Source organism: Frankia sp. CcMO1, assembly GCF_977945845.1.
Map to the genome: position 1 here is coordinate 16,765 of NZ_CDWTMG010000027.1, position 21,569 is coordinate 38,333.

Here is a 21,569-nt window from a genome sequence, read left to right on the forward strand (position 1 = left end):
TTCATTACGTCCCCATAGTCCCGACTATTTTTAGTCTCGACTATCTTCTCGATTACTTTTCCGACTACTTCCTGGTGCCCTGCGCGGCGACGGCGGCCGCGGCGAGCGCCGCGGCGTCGGGGTCGAGGTACCCCGAGCTCACCACACCCAGCTGGTCGTCCAGCTCATAGCGCAGCGGGATGCCAGTGGGGATGTTGAGCCCGGCGATCTCGGTGTCGCTGATATGATCGAGATGCTTCACCAGGGCACGCAGCGAGTTGCCGTGCGCCGCCACCAGGACGGTGCGGCCGGTCCGCAGGTCCGGCACGATCGCGTCGTACCAGTAGGGCAGCATCCGGGCGACGACGTCGGCGAGGCACTCGGTCCGCGGGATGACGTCGGGGGCGAGGTCATCGTAGCGCTCGTCAACCCCGCTGACCTGCTCCGGACCGATCTCCGGCGGCGGCGTGTCGTAGGAGCGACGCCAGAGCTGGAACTGCTCCGCGCCGAACTTCTCCAGCGTCTCCGCCTTGTTCAGGCCCTGCAGACCGCCGTAGTGCCGCTCGTTGAGTCGCCAGGTGCGGCGAACCGGAACCCAGGTGCGCCCGGCGGCGTCCAGCGCCAGCCAGGCGGTGCGGATCGCCCTGGTCAGCAGGGACGTGTGCACCACGTCCGGCAGGACGCCGGACTCCCGCAACAGCTCACCCCCGCGAGTGGCCTCCTTGGCACCCTTCTCGGAAAGATCAACGTCCACCCAGCCGGTGAACAGGTTTTCGCGGTTCCAAATGCTCTCACCGTGGCGGAGCAGGACGAGCGTCGGCATACCCGAGATCCTGCCCGCTCGGCGGCCCGCTCGGCCAGCATTGCCGGTTGTTGCCTGTGGCTCCCCGGCTCGGGGCCGGTCGTGCCGGAGACCGGTTGTCACGCGGCAGCACGACAGGAATCCGGCGGCACGACAGGGATTCATCCGGAACTGAACGACCCCCGGGCGCTCCGCCGCCGCGCGAAGCAGAGGCGGGCCGTCGGGACTTGCGACGGCGCCCGGGGGTCGGGGGTCTGCCTGGTTCTCGCCGGTGCCGGTGCCCATGGGCCACCCGGCTAGAGGTGAGGACCACGAGACCGGCTAGCGGACAGCCACCTCACGAGTCCTATGAGCACACAAAGCCTGGACCACCTCCCTTCTCGTGTACCCGTGACGCTACGCGGACCCAGGGGCGCATCGCAACGGCTTTTCCGCGCGCGTTGTGGGACGCTCCTGACACCAGCCGGCCGGAACAGCCAGGCCACCCGCGCGGGCCGGGGGCCACAGCCGAACCGTGCGCGGGCCCGGCCGAGGCACGCCACGGCGACCTAGACTGAGTTCCATGACCGCCGGGTCCCTCACGACGTCCGCCTCGCTCTCCCCGTTGCTCGGCCTGCCGGGTGCGGTGGCCGGCACTGCCGAAGACGCCGTGGTCGCCGCCCACTATGGCGATCCGCTACGGGAACAGCGCGCAGTGCGCGACGGCGCCGCCGTCGTCGACAGATCGCATCGGGACGTGCTGCGCATCTCCGGCCCCGACCGGCTCTCCTGGCTGCACAGCGTCACCTCTCAGCATCTGTCTGCGCTGGGCGCGCTGCGGGGCACCGAGGCGCTGGTGCTCTCCCCGCACGGCCACGTCGAACACCATCTCGTCCTCGCCGACGACGGCACGTCCACCTGGGTGGACGTCGAGCCCGGCACCGGCGGCGCCCTGCTGCGCTACCTGGAGTCGATGCGCTTCATGCTCCGAGTGGAGCCGACGGACATCGGCGCGGTGACGGCGGTGCTCAGCGTGCTCGGGCCAAGGGCCGCGCAGGTCGCGGCCGCGGCGCTGGACGGGCCGAGTGACGGCGCGCCCGGCCTGGACCTGCCCGAACCACAGGCACCCGACCCGGTCGGGGCACCGATCACCGGTCCTTACCCGGTCGCTCGCACCGGGACGGGCACGCTGGTCCGGCGGATCCCCCACGGCGTCGACCTCCTCGTCGGCCGGGCCGACCTGACCGGCACCGTCGAGCGGCTGCGCGCCGCCGGGGCGGGTCTGGCCGGGTTGTCCGCCTTCGACGCCATGCGCATCGCCTCCCGACGGCCCCGGCTCGGCCGGGAGACCGACCATCGCACCATTCCGCACCAGGTGGGGTGGCTGGCGAGCGCCGTGCACCTGGACAAGGGCTGCTACCGCGGGCAGGAGACCGTCGCCCGGGTACACAACCTCGGTCGCCCGCCGCGGCGGCTGGTACTGCTGCATCTCGACGGCACGGTGGCGGCGCCCCGTTCTCCCGTCACGGTCGGCGGGCGCGAGGTCGGGTTCGTCGGCAGCTCCGAGGTCCACGAGGAACTCGGCCCCATCGCCCTGGCGGTAATCAAGCGGTCCGTGCCGGCGGATGCCGCCCTCGTCGCCGCCGATCCCGACGGCGCGCCGCTGGCCGCCGCGATCGATCCGGACGACGAACCGGCCACGACGGTGCCGAAGCGTCTCGCCGGGCGGCTGCGTCCCTGATTCCCGGCCGGCTCGGGTTCCGGCCGGCTCAGGCGGTCCGGGCGAGGAGCTGATCGAGTTCCCGCACCGCCGGGTCGGTGCCGTGCCGCCGCAGCCGGCGGCGCAGCTCGTCGGCCCGGCGGGCGTTGCGCTTGGATCGCGTCGCCTCCAGCATCGGCAGGGCCTGGCGGGTCAGCTCGCACCCGTGATCGACGTTACCGAGATCCATCTGGACCGCGGCCCACCGGAGCAGGTAGGTGGCCCGGTCCCGGGCCCGGGAGTCCGGGTGGATCGCCAGGGAGCGTTCCAGCCACCGGTCCGCCTGCGTGAGGTGACCGAGATCGATGTAGCAGCTGCCGATCTGCGCCTGGTACTCGGCCTCGTCAAAGTAGGACGACCAGGCGGGGTCCTCAGGCCGCGCGGTGACCATCGCCTCCTCCGAGCAGGCCAGCGCCTGCGCGCAGGCGCTGGCCTCCCCGAGCGCGGCGTGGGCACGGGCCCGCCGCATGTGCAGCATGGCGCCGACGCGACCGGACGCTCCCCCGGCGCTGGCCACGGCGGCCTCGGCCAGATCCACCGCCTCCCGCGGGCGGGCGAAGTCCACGCACTGCAGGGACATGTTCTTCAGCACGTTCGCACCGAGCATGCGGTCCCCGCCGGCGTGCGCGGCATGCAGCGCGGTGATCCAGTACCGCTGAGCGGCCGTCTGGAAGCCGGCGTCGAACGAGACCCACCCCGCGAACCGGGCGAGCTCCGCGGCCACCAAATGCAGGTGACGGCCCACGTGCTCGGTGTAGGACCCACGCACCAGCAGGTCCGCCACCACGCCGAGCTCGGCGTCGACCAGCCGGCGCACGCTCTCCCCGCCGAGCCGCTCATCCATGACCCGCAGCCCGGGGATGTTGTGCTCGATCCGGTTCACGATCTGGTCGTCGACTTGTCCCCCGTTCAAGGCCGCCGCCAGCCGGGCCGGTTCCATGCCGAGCCACTGCGTCGCGAGTTCCGCCACCCCGACCCCAGTGATCGTCAGGAAGCCGCGGCGGTCGGAGAGCGCGTCCTCGACGACGTCCATGATCGAGGTTATGCTGCCGCCCGGCGTCCACGGGTACTCGGTGCGCACCGCGTCGCCGGTCGGTAGCCACGCGGGCCAGGGGTGCGACTCCAGGCGATCGTTGGGCACGCCGAGCTCCGCGGCGAGCGCGAGCTGGGACACCCGGTCGGGCACGACACCACGGTGCTCCCAGCGCCAGACCTTCTGCCGCTCGGCGGCCATGTTCGCCACCCCGAGGTCACGTGCGCGGCGGGCCACGACCCGCGCCAGACGCTGATAGGACCACCCGCGCTGGGCTCGGACGAACGCAAGCGGATGAGTGCAGGCATGAGCGTTATCCGTCAGCATCGACGTTCTCCTCGTAGTCGCATCTCCAGGGCCACTTCCGTGAGCACCTACTAACGCTATGTCGCGACATCTTGGTGCTCCAAGAGACGACTCCGGTGCGATGCGTGCACAGAGGTCACTCCCGGACCACTGGCGGGCCCTGATTGCACGCATGTCCGCCGAGCCGTCCGAAAAAAGCGCGTTATATTCCTGTTTCGACCGAACACGACCACGTCGGCCGGTCAGGAATTCCGTTGCGAATCGGGCAGTCGGGGACATGCCCATGGGAAGGGCCCCTCCGCGGTTCACGCGGCGCCGATCGGACTGGACGCGCGGTGGGAAGGGGACGGCCGCGGCGGGGCGAGGCCGCGCCGCGTCAGATCCGGGCGCCGGCTGCGTCGAAGAAGGTCAGGGTGGACAGCGGTGCGCGCAGGGTGACCGGCATGCCCACGCCGAGCACCTGAGCGGCGTCGACCCGGACGGCGAGCACCCCGGCGGAGGTCCGGACGTGCACCGTCCGCTCCGCTCCGAGCCGCTCGCTCACCACGACCTCACCGGTCACCCGCAGCGCATCCGACGCCAGCGACGCCAGCGCCACCGGCGCCACCACGGCGTCCGCCGCTCCCAATCCTGATCCGGTGGAAGCCCCCGCAGCCAGGACCAGGTGCTCGGGCCGGACTCCGAACGCCGTCGCGCCGGCGGGGGCGGCCAGGGCGAATCCGTCCCCGCGCAGCTGGCCGTCATGCCAGCGTCCCTCCCGGACGTTCATCGGCGGGCTGCCGACGAATGCCGCGACGAAGCGCGTGGCGGGCCGGTCGTAGATCTCGTCGGGCGTCCCGATCTGCTGCAACCGGCCGCCGCTGAGCACCGCGACCCGGTCACCGACCGCCATCGCCTCGGCCTGGTCGTGCGTGACGAACAGAGCGGTGGTGCCGAGCCGGCGCAGCAGGCCCACGATCTCGACCCGCAGATCGACCCGGAGCTGGGCGTCAAGCCCCGACATCGGCTCGTCCAACAGGATCACCCGGGCCCGGGTCGCGAGTGCCCGGCCGATCGCGACCCGCTGGCGCTGGCCCCCGGACATCTTCGCGGGCCGGCGAGCTGCCAGCTCACCGATGCCGAGCATGTCCAGCGTCTCACGGGCCCGGGCCACCGCCGCGGCCTTCGGCAGGCCACGGCCGTAACGCAACGCCAGGGTGAGGTTCTCCAGCGCCGTCAGATGCGGGTAGAGCGCGAAATGCTGGAAGACCATAGACACGTCCCGGCGGTGGGGTGCGACGCCAAGCTGGCTGACCCCGCCGAAACGCAGATCACCCGACGTCGGCTCCTCGAGCCCGGCGCAAATCCGCAGCAGCGTCGACTTACCCGAGCCGGACGGTCCGAGCAGCGCGACGATCTCCCCCGGCGCAACCGCCAGGGTGACGTCGCGCAGCGCATGGACCGGGCCGAACGACCGGCCCAGCCCGTCGATCTCGATCGGCACCCCCACGGTGGCGGCCGTCACCGCGACGGGTCCGTCGGCCGGTTCCGTGATCCGGGTCATCGGTCTCTCCCACGGCGTCCGCCGGTCAACGGGTGAGTTCCACAGCCTGGCTCTGGGCCGCGGCGAGAGCCCTGACCGAGTCCTCACCCTTGAGGATGCGCTGCACCTGGTCCGAGATCGCGCTCGGGACCTCCCCGCCGCGGGCCCCGCTCCAGGCCGGCGCCTTCACCAGCGAGGGGATTAGTGCGTTGAACGGCTTGAGCTGCGGATAGGTCTCGTAGAACGACCCGAGCTGGCTGACAGCCTGAGTATCCACCGGGATGTAGCTCAACGTCTCCGTGCTCGCGGCCACGACGTCCGGCGAGAGCAGCGACACGACCAGTTCGGTCGCCATCTCCCGCTGGCAGCGGTCGGTGGACAGGACCGTCAGCGCGTTGCCGCCCGCGACCGGGTGCTGGGTCCCGCCGGGCAGGGTCGGGAACGGGACCGCGCCGGCCCGGAAACCCTTAGTCCCCTGCCCCGTGATGAACCTCAGCCCACCGGCCACGGAGGCCACTGTCACGGCGGTCATCGCCGTCTGCCGGCGGATGCCGAACCGCAGCAGGCCCTGCTGGGTCGGGTCGGCGGAGTGCGTGCCGTAGCTCGCGGCCTTCGCGAGGAACGCGGCGGCCTCGCGGGCCGCCGGGGTGTTCAGGGCGGGCCGACCGTTCGCGTCCTGGATCGACGTCCCCTTGGAGCTGGCCAGGGTGTTGAGGATCCACTGCCCGAACTGCTGGCCGGTCGGCAGGTCGAGGGGCTGGATGTTCTGACCCGAAGCCTTGATCTTGTCGGCGGCGACGATCACCCCGTCGGTCGTGCCCAGCGTCGCCGGATCGACGCCGGCCTTCTGCAGCACGTCGAGGTTGTAGACCAGGGCCAGGGACGACACCTGCTGAGGAATGCCGATCTGCTTCCCGGCGACCTGCCCGAGGCCGACCAGCCGCTGGTCGTAGGACGCGCGCAGCAGGCGCGGGGAGAGCTCCTGGGCGCCGAGGTCCCGGGCGAAGGTCGGGAGCAGGTCGAAGCCGGCGACCGCCACGTCGACGGAACGGCCGGCCGAGCGGTCGGCGCTGATCTGCTGGACGAGGGAGGTGTAGTCCGGCGCGCTCGTGTTGAGGTCCACGGCGAGGCCGGGATGCGCCTTCTCCAGATAGGCCTTGCCGGATTTCGCGACGTCGTTGAGCGTGCCGACGGCGGACATCCGCAGCGTCTTGACCTGGGCCACGCAGGCGGGCGACGCCTTGGCGCCCGCCACGTTGTCGACGCCGGCACCGGCCGGGCGGGCCGTGGGGCGCAGGCTCTCCGCGGGGTCTGCCGGGCCCGCGTCACCACCGCCGCCGCACGCGGTCAGGATGATCATCGCAGCGGCGACGGGCAGCGGCAGCATTCGGCGAATACGGATCACACGTTCCTCCTCTCAGGCACCGGCACCCGTACCGGTGATTCCGGCGGCGAGACGGCGTTGGGCGACGACGAAGACGACGAGCGACGGCAGGCTGATGATCAGCGCGGCCGCGGCGAGCTCGGTGAAGTCCGGAATGACGGAGGAGGAGTCGGTCATCAGGCGCGCGAGCGCCAGCGGCGGGGTGGCGATGTCCGGCGACCGCGCGACCAGCAGCGGCCACAGGTACTCGTTGTACGACAACAGGAAGCTGAACACCGATACGGAGGCGATCGCGGGCGCGGCGAGCGGCACGATGATCGTCCACAGCGTCCGCCAGGTACCGAGCCCGTCCATCCGCGCGGCTTCCAGGACCGACCCCGGGATGGTGCTCATGTACTGCCGGAACATGAAGATCATCGCCGCGTGTGTCATGAACGGCAGGACCAGGCCGACCCGGGTGTCAGCGAGTCCGAGCGCGGAAATGGTGACGTAGTTCGGCACGGCGGTGATCTGGGTCGGCACCAGCAGGGTGGCGAGTACCACCGCGAAGGCGGCCGTACACCCGCGAAAGCGCAGACAGGCGAAGGCGTAGGCGGCCGGGATCGCCGTCGCGAGCTGCAACGCGAGGATCGCCAGGCTCACCGCCACCCCCGTGAGCAGGGCGGATCCAAGATCACCAGCGTACCAGGCGCGGTCGAACGAGCTCAGGTCGATGCTGGACGGGATCGGGTTCGACGTCAGCGCCAGCGCGGTCTGCCGCGGCCCGATGGCGGTCCGCACCATCCAGACGAAGGGTAGGACGGCCGCGACGATGCCGATCGTGAGCAGGACGAGACGCCCGATCGTCGGTCCGGCCGGTGACCGGCGGCGACCGCGCCGCGATGCCGGGATCGGCGCCGGCGCCGATCCCGGTTGCGGGGCCCGCCGACGCGAGGCTCGCCGCACGGCGTGGCCACGGGGCGTGGGCCCGGGCACCGGGCTGGAGGTGTCGACGCTCACGCGGCGGCCTCCCGTGTGCGTCGGATGCGGCGCCCGAGCAGCCCACCAGCGGCACCCAGCGCCACGATCACGACAAACAGCATCAGGGCGATCATCGAGGCATATCCGATGCGGAACGATCCAGTGAAGCCGACCTCGTAAATGTAGTAAATGATCGTCGTACTGGAATCCAGGGGGCCACCTTTCGTGAGCACCGCGACCGTTTCGAAGGTCTGCAGGGTCAAAATGGTGACGAACACCCCCAGGAAGATCGTCGTCGGGGCGAGCAGCGGCAGGGTGATGTGACGCAGCCGGGCGAATCCGTGGATGCCGTCCACGTCCGCCGCCTCGTACACCGATCTCGGGACCGCCGTCAACCCAGCGAGATAGACGACGAAGACGAAGCTCGTCAGCCGCCAACCACCGACGAGGGCCACCACCGGCAACGCGGTCGAGGTGTCGCCGAGCCAGTCGACCGGAGCCACCCCGAACAGCCCGACGATGGTGTTCGCGAGACCGTCGGGGCTACTGTCGAACATGTAGGCGAACACGACCGCCATGGCCACAATATTCGCACTGACCGGCAGAAACAGCGCACATCGCACCAGCGCCCGACCGTGGGTCACCCGTTCGGCGGCCAGCGCGAGCGCCAGCCCGATCGCGACCGCCGGTACCACCGTGAGGGCGCAGTACAGCAGCGTGTTGCGCACGGCGCCGGCCAGGTCCGCGTCAGAGAGAGCGGTACGCAGATTCGCCGTGCCGACCCAGTCGAAACGAGGCCCCGTCAGGGTCTTGTCCGTGCCCGCGATGAACGCCGACACCAACGCGGGCCCGACGACGAAAACACCGAGTCCCACGAACGCCGGCAGCAACAACACGCCGACTCGCCAGCCCGCCCGGCTACCACCAACCTCACGCGTCACGGTTATGCATCCTGGCCCCACCTGTGCCGGGATGCCGGTACGGGGTGGCTCCCGCGGGGGAGCAGCCGGTGCCTGCACGTGTCGTCCGGTCCGTCCACATCCCACGCGACACCGCCGACGGCCCACGCAACACCGCCGACGGCTCGGATCGACCCCCACGGCCGACGCGCCGCACCCGGTCGACGGTGAATCGTGGTGACCGATCCGTGGCGGCTGTCCCCTCAACGGCCAACGCCTGCAAGAATGGCAGGAAACGTCAGTCGATCTTCGGGAACACCATGAGCGACCGCAGCGAGCCCGACCACGCCTCCGCCTGGGGGCGTGTCGCCGACGACGGCACGGTCTTCGTTCGCACGGCCAGCGGCGAACGTGCCGTCGGATCATGGCGTGCCGGCAGTCTCCGCGAGGGTCTGGCCCACTTCGAACGCCGCTTCGACGATCTGTCCGCCGAGGTCGAGCTGCTCGAACGGCGGCTGACGGTCAGCGGGGTTGATCCGGCCGGGATCGTCGGCAGCGCCCGCCGGCTGCTCGGCTCCCTCGACGAGGCCGCGGTCGTCGGTGATCTGGAGGCGCTGCGCACGCGGCTGGAGGCCGTGGTCGCCGCCACTGAGGAACATCGCTCCGCGCTCGCCGCCGAGCGGGCCGAGCGGGCCGGCCGGATCGCCGCGGCCAAGGAGCAGCTGGTCGCCGAGGCCGAACGGCTCGGCCGCAGCTCGGAGTGGAAGACCGCCGGGGAGCGGTTCCGCGCGCTCGCCGAGGAGTTCCGCGCCGCCGGCTCGTTGGACAAGCGCACCGACTCGGCGCTGTGGCGGCGCATCGCCACGGCCCGGGACGAGTTCACCCGCCGCCGGACCGCGCACTTCGCCGCCCTCGACACGCAGCGGGCCCGTTCAAGGGAACGGAAGGAGGCGATCATCGCCGAGGCGGAGGCGCTGTCCGACTCCACCGACTGGGCCGGCACGACCGCCCGCTACCGGGCGCTGCTCGCCGACTGGAAGGCCGCCGGTCGCGCGGCGAAGGATATCGACGACGCGTTGTGGAGCCGCTTCCGTACGGCACAGGACGCCTTCTTCACCCGCCGCAACGAGGCCAATGCCGAGCGCGACGCCGAGTTGCGCGAAAACCAGGTCAAGAAAGAGGAACTGCTGGCCGAGGCGACGGCGTTGGATCCGGCCGATACCGACCGCTCGCTGCGTCGTCTCCGGGAGATCCAGGACCGCTGGGACGAGATCGGACGGGTCCCCCGGGAGATCGCGGGCTCCCTGGAGCGGCAGATGGCGGCCATCGGCGACAAGCTGCGCGAGGCCTCCGATGCTCGCTGGGCCCAGCGATCCCTCTCCTCCTCACCATTCGTGACGAAGCTGCGGGAATCCGTCGCAAAGTTGGAGGCGAAGCTGGCCCGGGCCCGGGCCGCCGGACGCACCAAGGAGATCGCCGACACCGAGTCCGCCCTCGCCACTCAGCGGGCCTGGCTGGCCCAGGCCGAGGGACAGTCCCACAACGACTGAGCCGCGCCGGCAGGCACGGGCGCTTCGGGTGGGCCCGAAAACGGGGAACTGCGGCATCTGCCGTGGTCAAAGGGGCGACGGTCCGCGGAGTACCAGGTGGTGCACCTCGGGGCGGACACGTCCAAAGAGCGCTAACTGACCGCTTGCCAGAGTTAGCAACCCGACGTATCGTCGGCTGCGTTGGTGATGTGTTGTGGCGGCGCACTCGTTTCCGTACCGGCCGGAGCCTGCCGAGGCACCATGGCCTCCCCTGAATCGCAGCGTCCACGGACGGCGGGCTCTCGGCGGGCAGTCGTCCTCGGCGTCCTCGGCCGCAGGGTCCAGCCGTATGCCGAGGTTCACGGATGGCGGGGCGCCCGCCATGGGCGCGGCAACCCGCCTCGCCCTCCGGCGAAGGAGGCGTTCGACCCGGTGGCGGCCCTGAATGTGCGCGATCTCGGTGATTTCATCCGCGATCAGCGGCACACCGCACAGATCTCCCTTCGTCAACTCGCCAAGCAGGCCGGGGTGAGCAACCCTTACCTCAGCCAGATCGAGCGAGGCCTCCGGCGGCCGTCCGCGGAGATTCTTCAGCAGATCGCGAAGGCGCTCCGCATCTCCGCCGAAGTGCTCTACGTGCAGGCCGGAATTCTGGAGAAACGGCAGGGCGGAGAGAACGTCATGGCTGCCGTGCTCGCGGACGAATCCCTGTCCGAACGACAGAAGCAGGTCGTGCTCGACATCTACGAGGCGTTCTGCCGGGAGAACGCCATCGCGGCGCGGGCCGGCCGCGGCCACCCGGACGGCGACGCCGAGGCCGGGTCGCGCGGGTTCGTCCCTGGCGAGCCCGCCGCCCCGACCGCGAGTCCAGCCGCCATCGGTGGTTCGTCGTCCGCACGGGGTTCGGCCGCCACCGCGGGACCGACCTTCGCGGAGCCGACGACGAAACGGAAATCCGCCCGAGAGGCGTCAACGACATCCCGGGGCGGCACCACCACCGCGGCGCGGTCGGCCCCGTCGGACGGTACGGGCAGGCCGTCACCGGGAACCGCCACGGGCCGCACCAGGCGATCGAAGGCCACAGGAGGCGAACCGACGGCGACGAGGGCCGAGAGCAGTCCGATCACCGGCGCTCCCCCCGCGTCCACACCCGCCCCGGCAGCACCGGCTCCGCAGCCGACCACCGACAACCCGGTCGATCAGACCTAGGTCGACCGGCGGGGACTGCGGCGACAAGCAGGACTCCGTTCCTGTACGGCATATCACCACCCTGACCCTCGCATCATTTACCCGACCTTTCACCCGTCGGCGACGAATCGCTAACAGGAAATCTCTACACGAAATCAACGAATCTTCGAACCGAGGGAGACATCATGGCCACCACGCGCACGACGAATCGCCCCGCGAGCCGTCCCACCGCCCGCGTCAGCACGCAGACCCAGGAGGACACGGCCGAGGCGAGGGCCGAGGTCAAGGTTCCGCTGGCGGAGGTGCGCAAGCCGCTCTACGCGTCGGTGGGAGCGGCGGATCTCGCTGTGGCGAAGCTGCTCGCCCTGCCGACGACCACCAGCACCGAGGTTCGGAAGATCTCCGACCGGGTCGGCGCGCTGCCCACCCAGGCGGCGCGGGTCCCGACCCAGGTCGGGACGGCCGTGCGTGCGCTGCCGGCCACCGTCACCTCCCAGATCTCCGACCTGCAGGGACGCGCCACCCACCTCTACAACAGCTTCGCCACTCGGGGGGAGAAGCGGGTGGCGAGCATCCGGCGCAGCCCGGCCACGGAGGAGGCGGTGCAGCACACCCGGACGGCAGTGAGCCAGACCCGCGCCGCACGCACCTCGAGCCGCAAGGCGGCCGAGGCGGTCGGCCGGGCCGTGACCGAGGCCGCCCCAGAGAAGTAACGGCCCGCGAACATCGACGCACCGGAACACCAACGGGCAATCATTGACGTGTTCCGGTCGACCACGGGTCCGGGGCCTGGTGTCCGGGGCCCGTGGTCCGATGTGTTGTATTAACTCATGCGCTATCGCCCGCTGGGATCCTCCGGACTACTGGTGTCTGTCGTCGGCCTCGGCTGCAACAATTCGGCTCGCGCGTCGACCTCACCGGCACCCGCGCGGTCGTCGACGCGGCGCTCGACGCCGGGATCACGTTCTTCGACACCGCCGACACCTACGGGAACAAGGGCGGCTCGGAGACGCTTCTCGGGCACGTGCTGCGAGGCCGCCGCGACGATGTCGTCCTCGCCACGAAATTTGGCAACGACATGGGCGGCATGTACGGCCAGGACTTCAGCGCGCGGGCGTCCCGGCGGTACATCCGCAAGGCGGTCGAGGGTTCGCTGAGCCGGCTGCAGACCGACTACATCGACCTCTACCAGCTGCACACCCTGGACGCCTTCACGCCGATCGAGGAGACGCTCGAGGCCCTCGATGAGATCGTCAAGGAGGGCAAGGCCCGTTACATCGGTGCCTGCAACCTCGATGCCTGGCAGGTCGCCGACGCGGAGTGGACCGCCCGGGCGTCCGGGACGACCCGCTTCATCTCCGCACAGAACCACTACAACCTGCTGGAACGGGGCGTGGAGGCAGAGCTCGTGCCGGCCGCTCAGAAGTACGGCATCGGCGTCATCCCGTACTACCCGCTGGCGAACGGCCTGCTCACCGGCAAGTACCAGCGCGACGAGGTGCCGGCACCCGGCTGGCCGGCCGGCAGGACGAGCTGACCGACGAGGTCTTCGACCGGCTGGACGCCTTGGAAACCTTTGCGCGGGAGCGGGACCGGTCGCTGCTGGACGTCGCGATCGGCGGGCTGGCCGCCCAGCCCGGGGTCGCCTCGGTCATCGCCGGCGCGACCAGCCCGGTCCAGGTGCGCGCGAATGCCGTGGCCGGTCAGTGGCAGCCCCGCGCGGACGACCTCACGGTGCTCGACAAGATCGCCGTGACCCGCCGTCCCGCCGACTGAACGCGGGACCGACGGACCCACGATCCGGGGCGTCCCGCCAGATCTCCGCCGGGACGTCCCGCACCGCGCCGGCAGAACGTCCGAACCGCCCGCCGGGGGCCAGTCGACGGTCAGCTCGCCCAGCCGCCAGCGCCGCCGGTCGCCGCGGACCGGCCAGCCCTGGGCCTGCAGATCCGCCACTGCGGCGATCCACCGCTGGCGTGGGGAAAAGACGGCCCGCGGCGCGGCCCGCTCCCAGGCGCGGTCGAAGGCCGTGAACAGCCGGTGGACGTCATGGCCGGGTACGTTGTGCTCGATGAGCGCCTTGGGGAGCCGCTCGGCGAGCTCGGACGGACGGGCGAGGCTCGCCAGATGCGCGGAGAGGGTCAGCGTGGGCCCGGCCGGGCTCCGCGCGCCGGACGGCAGCCAGGCCGGCGCCGCTCCCGGGGCCGGAAGACCGAACCAGCAGGCGCGCCGACCCGTCTCGTCGCAGGTTCCCTCGACAAGCATCCCGCCGGGGGCGAGCCGCGCCAGCATCGTCGCCCACGCGCCGGGGACCGCAGCCTCGGGATACTGCCGTAGCACGTTCAGGGCACGCACCAGCACCGGGCGCTCCCCCGGCGGCGGAAGCTCGAACCCGCCGCGGGTGAACCGCAGCCCGGGAGGTCTCGCGGCCGGGACGGCCCGGGCGACCCGGTCCTGGTCGAGCTCCAGGCCGACGACGCGCACGTCCGGACGCACCGTTCGCAGCCGCTCGTAGAGCTCCACCGTGGTCACCGGGGACGCACCGAAGCCGAGATCGACGACCAGGGGATCCGCCGCCCCACGCAGCAGCGCGGCGGCCGCGTCGAGCGTCCAGCGATCGATCCGTCGCAACCGGTTCGGCGCGGTGGTACCCCGGGTGGGCATCCCGAGGGCACGCGCCCGTCCGGCCGCGAGCCGCCGCGCCCGACGGGAGGAGTTCGTCACGGATCCACCCTGGCAGACCGGCAGGCCGGCGGACCAGGGGCCGGCCGGGACCCCGAAGGGGGGAGACCAACAGTTGACCTGACAACCGGCCGGGTAGAACGGTTGGAGACGTGTTCGTCCACAGCAGGGTGGGTCGTGTCGGGCAGGCGCCGGGGACGTGGAGATGCGGAGGTGCTCGATGCGTCTGATCAGAAGCGGCGCCGCCCAGGTCCGCGGTGAGCCCGAACGGCGCGGGCGGCCCAGCCGGGTCGCGATGCTGTCCATGCACACCTCACCGATGGAGCAGCCGGGAACGGGCGATGCCGGGGGGCTCAACGTCTACGTCGTCGAGCTGTCGCGGCAGCTCGCGGCGTTGGGGGTGGAGGTCGAGGTGTTCACCCGCGCGGTGAGCAGCAAGCTGCCGACCTCGGCCGAGCTGTTGCCGGGTGTGACGGTCCGCCACGTCGACGCCGGCCCGTACGAGGAGATCCACCGGGAGGATCTTCCCGCCTGGCTGTGTGCGTTCACCGCAGCTCTGCTGCGCGCCGAGGCCGGGCACGAACCAGGGTGGTTCGATGTGATCCACTCGCACTACTGGCTGTCGGGTCAGGTCGGTCTCGCGGTGGCACGGCGATGGGGTGTCCCGCTCGTGCACACCTCCCATACGCTGGCAAAGATCAAGAACGGCGCGCTGGCAGCCGGAGACCGCCCGGAGCCGCCTAGCCGGCTGCTCGGCGAACAGGAGGTCATCGGGGGGGCCACCCGGCTGCTCGCCTCCACGGCGGACGAGTACCGGCACCTGACCGATCTGTACGACGCGGCGTCGGACCGGATCGACGTCGTCGCGCCCGGCGTCGACCTGGAGGTCTTCCGGCCAGGTGACATGGCGCAGTCCCGGGCCCGCGTCGGCGTGGATCCCGCCGACGACCTGCTGTTGTTCGTCGGCCGGATCCAACCGCTCAAGGCACCCGATCTGCTGCTGTGCGCCGCCGCGGAACTGCTGCGGCGCGATCCCGCCCGCCGCTCGCGGCTCACCGTCGCCGTGGTCGGCGGCCCCAGCGGATCCGGTCTGGAACAACCCGACGCCCTGGTCAAGCTCGCGGCGTCTCTCGGGATCTCCGATCGCGTCCGCTTCCAACCGCCGGCCCCGCAGCAGGAGCTCGTCCACTGGTACCGCGCGGCCACCGCCGTCGTCGTCCCCAGTCACAGCGAGAGCTTCGGCCTCGTCGCGCTCGAGGCCCAGGCCTGCGGCACTCCGGTGGTCGCCGCGGCGGTCGGGGGCCTGTGCACCGCGGTCGCCGACGGTGTCTCCGGGCTGCTCGTCGCCGGTCGGACCCCCGCCGTCTATGCTGACGCGCTGGATCGGCTGCTGCGCCAGCCACGATGGCGGGCCCGGCTCTCCGCCGGAGCGGTGGCCTGGGCCGGTGGGTTCGGCTGGTCGGCCACAGCCCATGGCGTGCTGCGCAGCTACCGGCACGCGCTGAGCCCCACCGCCGTCGCCGTCTGAGAAAGGATCTCCGCCGGAACCGGCATCGTCTACCAGCTACCGGGGAGGCCCCAGCCATGACGGCACCCATCGACGCGGCGGAACGCAACCGGCTCGACGTGGTGATCGAGGACACGCTCAAGGATCTCGGTCTCGCCTACGACCATGTCGACACCGGCTCGTTCCTCGTCGCGCTGGAGGGCGAGCACAAGCTGCGCACGATGACGTGGCTCGTCGTGCAGGACCACACCCTGCTCGTCGAGGCGTTTTTTATGCGCGCCCCGGCGGAGAACGCGACGGGCACCTACGGATTCCTGCTCGGCCGCAACGCGAAGACCTACGGGGTGCACTTCTCCATCGACCGGGTCGGTGACATCTTCCTCACCGGGCAGGTCCCGCTGCTGGCGGTCACCGCGGAGGAGATCGACCGCCTCCTTGGCTGCGTCGGCTCCTACGCCGACGAGAACTTCGACCCGGCGATAGCGATGGGATTCGCCTCCGCCATCGAGCGGGAGAAGGCGTGGCGGGCCAAGCTGGCCGCCGACGCCGGCTCGGCCACGAAGCCGGGATGAGACCCGGTCCCGAGAAGGACGCGGTGCTTCCCGGCGATTCACGCGCCCCCATTATACCCAGGCCGTTGTGTCCAGACTGTTACGTCTGGGCCGGGCGCTCCTCAGTAGACGAGGGCCTGCACGCCGTCCGCGAGAACCTCGTCGACGAACGCGGCGGCGCCGGCGATGCGGACGCCGGGCAGGACGTCGTCCGGGCCGATGGAGCGCCGGGCCGCGCACTGGGTGCACAGGGTGACGCGCCCCTCGGCGAGGATGGCGGCGAGCAGATCGGGCAACGGCGCCGCCTCCGGCAGGCTGAACTCCTCCGCCCGGCCGGGCAGCGCGAACCAGGCGGACTCCCCGGTAAGCCAGAGCGAGACGTCCGTACCGGCGGCGGCGGCGACCGCCGCGACCGTGAACGCCTGGGAACACCGTTCCGGCGCATCCGTCCCGGCGGTGACCTTGACGACGAGCGGGCGGGCCATCGTGCCAGTCTGCCAAAAGCCGCCCTGGCGCGCAGCTATGCCGCGTGGCGCCTGAGGTGACCAGGACCGGTACGGCCACGAGGAGTCCCGTGATCTCGTCGTCTAGGCTAGAGGCGTGCTGCACTACTTCTTCACCGGGCTTCTGGTGGCGATGTCCGTCCTGATCGCCTGGTTCTCCGGTTACGTGGTCTACAAGCTGTACGAGGGTCAGCGCTGAGCGCCGGGAAGCGGTCCGCGGCCGGATCGGCGCGGTCCGGCGCGGCGACGAACACCGTTGATCTGCACGCCAGCCTGCTACCGCTGGCCTTCCTCGTCGGGACCTGGCGGGGCGAGGGGGTCGGCGGTTACGAGGGCCTGGACGGATTCCACTACGGCCAGGAGATCACCTTCGCCGCGGACGGCCGCCCGGCGCTGGGATACGTGTCGCACACCTGGTGGGCGGACGAGCCCCGGGACGGCCGCGAGCCCGGCAGCCCGTTGGCGACCGAGACCGGGTTCTGGCGGGTCCAGTCCGGGGAGGGCGGGAAGCCGGTCGTCGAGGTGATGCTGGCCCACCCGTTCGGTATCGCCGAGATCTACGTCGGCACGGTGAGCGGCACCCGTATCGATCTCGATCACAACGTCCTGATCCGCACCGCCACCGCCCGTGACGTCACCCGGTCGGTGCGGCTCTACGGCCTGGTCGAGGGCGGCGATCTCGCCTACGCGATCGACATGGAGGCCGAGGGCAAGCCGATGCAGTCGCACCTGTCCGCGCGCCTGCACCGCGTGTCCGACTGAGCCGTCTCCGAGCAGGCGTCTCCAAGTGCCCTCCACCAAGAGATGCCCGCCTACCAAGAGTCACACTTCATTCACGGTATGGCGGAGCCTTTGCAAAAGACATCGCACGCGCAACGACAGACCACGAACGGAACACGTGAAAACGTGTTCAGACCCTCCCGGAATGCGCTTTCATGATCGCATGATGGCAGAAGCCGACGTACTCTTCGCGGTCGTCCTTTTCGCCGCCGCCGGCCAGCGTGCGGTCGACCGGATCATCGCGCCGTTCCCCGATCGGGGCTCCGCAGTGGCGTTCGCCCGCGACAACGGTCTGCACTGTTTCTTGATCGGCCCGATGGCTTTCGCCGTACCGACCACGGTTCCGCCACCGGCGAGCACCGCTTCGGCCGTCGTGCCACCGGCGGGAAACAACCGCGGTGGCCGGGTCCGGGCATGAGAACGGGGGCAGCGTGAGAACGGGGACAGCGGAAGAAACCCGTTGTCCCCGCCCGGCGAAAGAACGCGACGTCAGGCCGCGACCTCGACCTGGGTGTCGACCGGCTCACCCTGACGGGCGACGACCTTGCGCTCGCCGGTCGCGCCGGGGACAAGAGCCCGGACGGTCCACTGCCCCGGCCGCGCGAAGAAACGAAACTGGCCCGTCGCGGACAGCGGAACCTCGGCGGTGAAACCGCCGCCTTCGTCCAGCAGGCGGGCATAACCGGTCGAAACCGGCTCCCCGCTCTGCACCACGACCCCCTGAATCACAGTCTCCTTGGCCACGTCAATTCCCTCCACAGATGGTCCACCGCTGATGGCGCCGCACATGGCTCACGTGCCCTTCTCGATCGGCACGCCGACGAGCGAGCCGTACTCGGTCCACGAACCGTCGTAGTTTTTCACGTTCGGCAGGTCGAGCAACTCGTGCAGCGCGAACCAGGTGTGCGCCGAACGCTCGCCGATGCGGCAGTAGGCGATGATGTCCCTGGACAGGTCGACCCCGGCCTCGGTGTAGAGGCCGGTCAGCTCGTCATTGCTCTTGAACGTGCCGTCCTCGTTCGCGGTCTTCGCCCACGGGATGTTCTTCGCCGTGGGGATGTGTCCGGCCCGCTGGGACTGTTCCTGCGGCAGGTGCGCGGGAGCAAGCAGCTTGCCGGAGAACTCGTCGGGCGACCGGACGTCCACCAGGGCCTTCTCGCCGATCGCGGAGATGACCTCCTCGCGGAAGGCCCGGATGTCGGTGCGCGGCTCCGGGGCGGTGTAGCTGGTGGGCTGGCGCGGGGTGACCTCGGTGGTCAGCTCACGGCTGTCGAGCTCCCACTTCTTGCGACCACCGTCGAGCAGGCGGACGTCGGCGTGGCCGTAGAGGCTGAAGTACCAGTATGCATATGCGGCGAACCAGTTGTTGTTCCCGCCGTAGAGCACGACGATGTCGTCGTTCGAGATCCCCTTCTCGGAGAGAAGCTTCTCGAACTGCTCCCTGCTGATGAAGTCACGAATGACCGGGTCCTGAAGTTCGGACTTCCAGTCGAGACGCACCGCGCCCGGGATGTGCCCCTTGTCGTACGCGGAGACGTCCTCGTCGACCTCGACCAGGACGACCTTCGGGTCGTTACGGTTCGCTTTGACCCACGAGGCGTCGACCAGCGCCTTCTCACGGCTCATGTGCGTGCTCCTTTCACGGTTATCGAATGGAGAAAAAGATACAGGTGGTACCCGAGACAGAACTCGAACGCCGCATTGAGGAGAGCCGCCACGAAGGCCAGGGCCACCGCGACGTAACCGAGTGCCGGCATCCCCGCGAAGAATCCCACGAGACCCACGACGCCGAAGATCGCGCCGACCAGCTGGGCGAACCGGGGTGACGCGGCGTCCTCGGTGGCGGCGGGCGGCCCCAGTCTCGGCCGGATCAGGGAACGGAACACCAGCCCGTAGGGCGCGTACCGGACCCCGGCCACCGCCCCCACCCCGAACACCACGGTCTGCGCGAGCAGCAACCAGCGGCTGCCGGCGAGCAGTACCACGGCGAGCATGATCGTGGTGACGGCAGCGGCGAACCGCATACCGCGAGGATCTACCACGAGGCCTTCTCCTGACTTCCGGCTTGGACTACCCGCTCGGATGTGGCGATGCACCGGGGCCAGCCGATCACGGCTGAGGGACACAACCCACGATCAGGAAAGACGACACAGACAGCTGTGTACACGGCACAGGTCGACCGCGCGGCGCTTCACAAGCTGTATCTGGGACATGGTTCGTGTCACGGTAGCAGTGAACGTCACGTCTGTGTTAACCCGCCGACGATGAATCCGAAGGATCACCATCTGCCCGATTGATCCCATCGAAAACGATCTCTTCGAGGGTGGCGAACACCGCCGCACGCGTCGGCGGGGCACTGCTTGCGCGCCGCACCTCCCTGCCATGACCGTCAATGATCAGTACCGTCGGAGTCCGCCCGATCCCCAGCCGACGGACGAGGTCGAGATGCGCCTCCGCATCAACCTCGACATGGCGTACCCCGGGCACGACCTCGGCAACCCCTGCCAGCACCCGACGGGTGGACCGGCAGGGGGCGCAGAACGCCGTGGAGAACTGCAGCAGCGTCGCCCGCTCCCCCATCGTCTCGCCCAACGATGCGAATTCGGCCCGCAGTCCGCCGTCCACCGGCCGGAACCGTCCGTCCCGGGCCCGCATGAGCACCCCCAGTCCAAGCGCAGCCACGGTTGCCACCGACAACACCCACATTCCGGTCACGGCTTCTACAGCATCCGACGGGCCGGCTCTTCCCGTCCAAGCCCCGCCACGGCCCGACGATCGACTCACGCAGGCAGATGCCGCCCGACGAAATACACCAGTGGCGCCGCGGAGGCCAGCGGCAGGATGGCGGTGAGCAGGACGTCCGCGACCAGCGCCGAGGTGGCGACCGGGCCGACCCGCGGCTCTGCGTCACGGGCCCGCGCCAGCACCAGATCGATGACGGCGGCCACGGCCGCTCCCGCCGCGGCGATCGCGACGGCGGCCCCCACCGTCAGACGATCGGGGTTGAGGGCACCGAAGCCGGCCCCCAGCGCCGCGCCGGCCAGAACGCCGACCGCCCCGGCCGGCACCAGCGGAACGCCCGCCCATCCCACTAGCCGGCCCACCACGACCGTGCCACCCGCGCCGAGGAGGCCGGCGATGACCAGCAGATCGGCCGGATAGTGCGCGCCGGACCCGGCGCGCAGCGCAAGGTAACCGGCAAAAAGCGCACAGAAGATGATCCCACTCAGCGTCGCAGCAAGATCCGCACCGACCCGCCCGGCGGGACCGGGCGGCGGACTCGAACCATTAGCAGACACCGGACTCGAACCATGGGCAGACACCGGACTCGAACCATTGGCGGACACCGGGCCTGCCCCGGAGACGGGAGCTGACCGGCGTCGGGCGAGCTGGTAGAGGATCACGACCGCCACGGCGATCCCGACGACTCCGGCCAACGATCCGTAGCTGTGCCGGTCCGAGGCCAACAGAACCACGTCACCGAGGACACCCCAGGCCGCCACGAGCAGGGTGGTGCCGGTCGACGCCCGGAGTATCCGGACCCAGGCCCAGGCGAACGCGATCTGTTCGACGATGAGGACCGCCGCGAGGGCTCCCGTGCCGAGGGCTGCGGCCGCCATCACCAGGCCGGTAGCCACCAGGGCCGCCAACGGCAAAGCGCCCGGCACCCAGCGGGCTGCGGGGATGGACGCAGCCTCGTCCGGGACGAGGACGCCGTGGGGCCTGCCAGGATCGCCTGCGCTCACCGGCCCATGCTGTCATGTCCGGCTCGGGCGGCTCACGTCGCGCCGTCCCAGCCAGGCGCGGCCTCGGGCCGGCGACGAACAGCGTCATCCCCCGGCGAAGGGAGGGATGGCCTCGACGACGCAACCGTCACGCAGGATGACCCCCGCCGGCCCACGGGCTGGTCGTCGACGAGGTAGGAGCACCGTCGCAGCAGCGCCGGCAGGGCCCCGCCGTGGCGGGCCGCGACGACATCGAGCAGAGCGGCCAGCGTATCCGCGCCGATCTCCTCCTGGGGCACCCCCGCGGCGTCCCTGGCGGCGGCCTAGTAGCGGACGGTCACCCGCGCGATCGACGCGGGCCGGGCCGCCCCTGCGGTCTCGTCCTTCACCATCCTTCACCATCCTTCCGGCCCTTCGTCCGTCATCTTCACCGGAGAAGCGGGAATTGGTACGAACGCGTGGGGGTCGATACACAGGATCT

Annotated in this window: 22 protein-coding genes and 2 pseudogenes; 9 read left to right on the forward strand and 15 right to left on the reverse strand. The window is 70.6% G+C overall.

Annotated elements, in window-relative coordinates; all coding sequences use genetic code 11:
* Positions 1-64 precede the first annotated feature (64 nt).
* On the reverse strand, positions 65-802 hold the full coding sequence (locus AC08OU_RS05970; RefSeq protein WP_476598693.1) for a phosphoglyceromutase: 738 nt from the start codon (positions 800-802) through the stop codon (positions 65-67).
* Between the two features lie 541 nt (positions 803-1,343).
* On the opposite strand from AC08OU_RS05970, the gene ygfZ reads away from it, so the two are divergent.
* A complete protein-coding gene (ygfZ, locus tag AC08OU_RS05975) occupies positions 1,344-2,501 on the forward strand; it encodes a CAF17-like 4Fe-4S cluster assembly/insertion protein YgfZ (RefSeq protein ID WP_476598695.1) in 1,158 nt (385 codons plus the stop codon).
* Between the two features lie 28 nt (positions 2,502-2,529).
* Here the strand turns inward: ygfZ and AC08OU_RS05980 are convergent, their stop codons facing one another.
* The 5 genes from AC08OU_RS05980 to AC08OU_RS06000 all read right to left on the reverse strand — a co-directional run bounded on the left by AC08OU_RS05980 (position 2,530) and on the right by AC08OU_RS06000 (position 8,665).
* Entirely contained in the window at positions 2,530-3,879 is a 1,350-nt protein-coding gene (locus AC08OU_RS05980) for a transcriptional regulator (protein ID WP_476598696.1), read from the reverse strand.
* Between the two features lie 355 nt (positions 3,880-4,234).
* A complete protein-coding gene (locus AC08OU_RS05985) occupies positions 4,235-5,401 on the reverse strand; it encodes an ABC transporter ATP-binding protein (protein ID WP_476598698.1) in 1,167 nt (388 codons plus the stop codon).
* A gap of 25 nt (positions 5,402-5,426) precedes the next feature.
* Positions 5,427-6,785 (reverse strand): extracellular solute-binding protein, encoded by a 1,359-nt coding sequence (locus tag AC08OU_RS05990; RefSeq protein WP_476598700.1) that lies wholly within the window; start codon positions 6,783-6,785, stop codon positions 5,427-5,429.
* 12 nt (positions 6,786-6,797) lie between these two features.
* A complete protein-coding gene (locus tag AC08OU_RS05995; protein WP_476598701.1) occupies positions 6,798-7,763 on the reverse strand; it encodes a carbohydrate ABC transporter permease in 966 nt (321 codons plus the stop codon).
* On the reverse strand, positions 7,760-8,665 hold the full coding sequence (locus AC08OU_RS06000) for a carbohydrate ABC transporter permease (RefSeq protein WP_476598703.1): 906 nt from the start codon (positions 8,663-8,665) through the stop codon (positions 7,760-7,762). Before AC08OU_RS06000 ends, AC08OU_RS05995 begins: the two co-directional genes overlap by 4 nt.
* Positions 8,666-8,943: 278 nt before the next feature.
* On the opposite strand from AC08OU_RS06000, the gene AC08OU_RS06005 reads away from it, so the two are divergent.
* The 4 genes and pseudogenes from AC08OU_RS06005 to AC08OU_RS06020 all read left to right on the forward strand — a co-directional run bounded on the left by AC08OU_RS06005 (position 8,944) and on the right by AC08OU_RS06020 (position 13,116).
* On the forward strand, positions 8,944-10,173 hold the full coding sequence (locus tag AC08OU_RS06005; protein ID WP_476592271.1) for a DUF349 domain-containing protein: 1,230 nt from the start codon (positions 8,944-8,946) through the stop codon (positions 10,171-10,173).
* A gap of 411 nt (positions 10,174-10,584) precedes the next feature.
* Positions 10,585-11,361: a helix-turn-helix domain-containing protein gene (locus AC08OU_RS06010; RefSeq protein WP_462187199.1), complete on the forward strand. Its 777-nt coding sequence runs from the start codon at positions 10,585-10,587 to the stop codon at positions 11,359-11,361.
* Positions 11,362-11,525: 164 nt separating this feature from the next.
* Positions 11,526-12,053 carry a hypothetical protein gene (locus AC08OU_RS06015; protein ID WP_462187200.1) on the forward strand — a complete coding sequence of 176 codons (528 nt, stop codon included), beginning with the start codon at positions 11,526-11,528 and terminating at the stop codon, positions 12,051-12,053.
* A gap of 117 nt (positions 12,054-12,170) precedes the next feature.
* A pseudogene (locus AC08OU_RS06020) lies at positions 12,171-13,116 on the forward strand (aldo/keto reductase).
* A 93-nt stretch (positions 13,117-13,209) separates the two neighbouring features.
* Here AC08OU_RS06020 and AC08OU_RS06025 read toward each other — a convergent pair.
* Positions 13,210-14,004: pseudogene (locus AC08OU_RS06025) on the reverse strand (class I SAM-dependent methyltransferase); the annotation flags it as partial.
* A gap of 238 nt (positions 14,005-14,242) precedes the next feature.
* Between AC08OU_RS06025 and mshA the strand changes: the two are divergent.
* Positions 14,243-15,550: a D-inositol-3-phosphate glycosyltransferase gene (gene mshA / locus AC08OU_RS06030; RefSeq protein WP_462187201.1), complete on the forward strand. Its 1,308-nt coding sequence runs from the start codon at positions 14,243-14,245 to the stop codon at positions 15,548-15,550.
* Between the two features lie 56 nt (positions 15,551-15,606).
* Positions 15,607-16,101, forward strand: coding sequence for a type III secretion system chaperone family protein (locus tag AC08OU_RS06035; protein ID WP_476598706.1), 495 nt, complete (start codon positions 15,607-15,609; stop codon positions 16,099-16,101).
* Between the two features lie 101 nt (positions 16,102-16,202).
* On the opposite strand, the gene AC08OU_RS06040 is transcribed toward AC08OU_RS06035, so the two are convergent.
* Positions 16,203-16,565 carry a DsrE family protein gene (locus AC08OU_RS06040; RefSeq protein ID WP_462187203.1) on the reverse strand — a complete coding sequence of 121 codons (363 nt, stop codon included), beginning with the start codon at positions 16,563-16,565 and terminating at the stop codon, positions 16,203-16,205.
* Between the two features lie 213 nt (positions 16,566-16,778).
* On the opposite strand from AC08OU_RS06040, the gene AC08OU_RS06045 reads away from it, so the two are divergent.
* Together AC08OU_RS06045 and AC08OU_RS06050 are read left to right on the forward strand one after the other, a co-directional pair.
* Positions 16,779-17,345, forward strand: a complete 567-nt coding sequence (locus AC08OU_RS06045; RefSeq protein WP_476598717.1) for a nitrobindin family protein — start codon at positions 16,779-16,781, stop codon at positions 17,343-17,345.
* Between the two features lie 184 nt (positions 17,346-17,529).
* Positions 17,530-17,781, forward strand: coding sequence for a hypothetical protein (locus AC08OU_RS06050; protein WP_476604483.1), 252 nt, complete (start codon positions 17,530-17,532; stop codon positions 17,779-17,781).
* 71 nt (positions 17,782-17,852) lie between these two features.
* Here the strand turns inward: AC08OU_RS06050 and AC08OU_RS06055 are convergent, their stop codons facing one another.
* The 7 genes from AC08OU_RS06055 to AC08OU_RS06085 all read right to left on the reverse strand — a co-directional run bounded on the left by AC08OU_RS06055 (position 17,853) and on the right by AC08OU_RS06085 (position 21,387).
* Positions 17,853-18,152 (reverse strand): DUF1416 domain-containing protein, encoded by a 300-nt coding sequence (locus AC08OU_RS06055; RefSeq protein ID WP_476598711.1) that lies wholly within the window; start codon positions 18,150-18,152, stop codon positions 17,853-17,855.
* A 3-nt stretch (positions 18,153-18,155) separates the two neighbouring features.
* Entirely contained in the window at positions 18,156-18,989 is an 834-nt protein-coding gene (locus tag AC08OU_RS06060; RefSeq protein WP_476604484.1) for a sulfurtransferase, read from the reverse strand.
* Positions 18,986-19,405 (reverse strand): DUF4395 domain-containing protein, encoded by a 420-nt coding sequence (locus tag AC08OU_RS06065; protein ID WP_476602368.1) that lies wholly within the window; start codon positions 19,403-19,405, stop codon positions 18,986-18,988. The genes AC08OU_RS06060 and AC08OU_RS06065 overlap by 4 nt, the downstream gene beginning before the upstream one ends.
* A gap of 93 nt (positions 19,406-19,498) precedes the next feature.
* Positions 19,499-19,666 (reverse strand): putative leader peptide, encoded by a 168-nt coding sequence (locus AC08OU_RS06070; protein WP_462187207.1) that lies wholly within the window; start codon positions 19,664-19,666, stop codon positions 19,499-19,501.
* Positions 19,614-20,054, reverse strand: coding sequence for a thioredoxin family protein (locus AC08OU_RS06075; RefSeq protein ID WP_476602369.1), 441 nt, complete (start codon positions 20,052-20,054; stop codon positions 19,614-19,616). Before AC08OU_RS06075 ends, AC08OU_RS06070 begins: the two co-directional genes overlap by 53 nt.
* Before the next feature lie 89 nt (positions 20,055-20,143).
* Positions 20,144-21,109, reverse strand: coding sequence for a hypothetical protein (locus tag AC08OU_RS06080; RefSeq protein WP_476602370.1), 966 nt, complete (start codon positions 21,107-21,109; stop codon positions 20,144-20,146).
* A 32-nt stretch (positions 21,110-21,141) separates the two neighbouring features.
* Complete coding sequence (locus AC08OU_RS06085) at positions 21,142-21,387, reverse strand: hypothetical protein (protein ID WP_476602371.1); 246 nt, start codon at positions 21,385-21,387, stop codon at positions 21,142-21,144.
* Positions 21,388-21,569: the final 182 nt, after the last annotated feature.